Origin of the sequence: Kordiimonas marina (assembly GCF_023006325.1) — a bacterium.
In the GTDB taxonomy this organism is placed as follows: Bacteria; Pseudomonadota; Alphaproteobacteria; order Sphingomonadales; family Kordiimonadaceae; genus Kordiimonas; species Kordiimonas marina.
In genome coordinates, this window is sequence record NZ_JAINDF010000022.1 from 1 (window position 1) to 453 (window position 453).

The window sequence follows — 453 nt, forward strand, 5'->3', positions numbered from 1 at the left end:
CGCAAGCGATGCGCGGGTGTAGCTCAGTTGGTTAGAGTATCGGCCTGTCACGCCGAGGGTCGCGGGTTCGAGTCCCGTCACTCGCGCCAGCTTGCAGATCCGGTAAACCGGATAGGAAAAAGCGCGCCCCTGGGTCACCAGCGGCGCGCGTTTCTTTTTATGCCTTCCTCCCCATTCTCACCGCTCTCCGATGACCACGTCTTGTGGTTGCCTGTGGAACAATGACCCGAGTCTTTCCGTAGGGGAGGTGACCTGGAAACCGACGGCTTTCTGCCTGTCCTCCATTCCTGACAAAAAAGATGACAAAAATCTGTCATTCGATGATTGACAAGGTCCGCCCAAAACCGTAAACACCGCTCCGCAAGCGATGCGCGGGTGTAGCTCAGTTGGTTAGAGTATCGGCCTGTCACGCCGAGGGTCGCGGGTTCGAGTCCCGTCACTCGCGCCAGCTTG

2 tRNA genes are annotated in these 453 nt (G+C 58.3%); both read left to right on the forward strand.

Going from position 1 to position 453, the window contains the following annotated elements:
* The first annotated feature begins 12 nt into the window (after window positions 1-12).
* A tRNA-Asp gene (locus K6118_RS17205) sits at window positions 13-89 on the forward strand.
* Between the two features lie 282 nt (window positions 90-371).
* Window positions 372-448, forward strand: a tRNA-Asp gene (locus K6118_RS17210).
* Window positions 449-453: the final 5 nt, after the last annotated feature.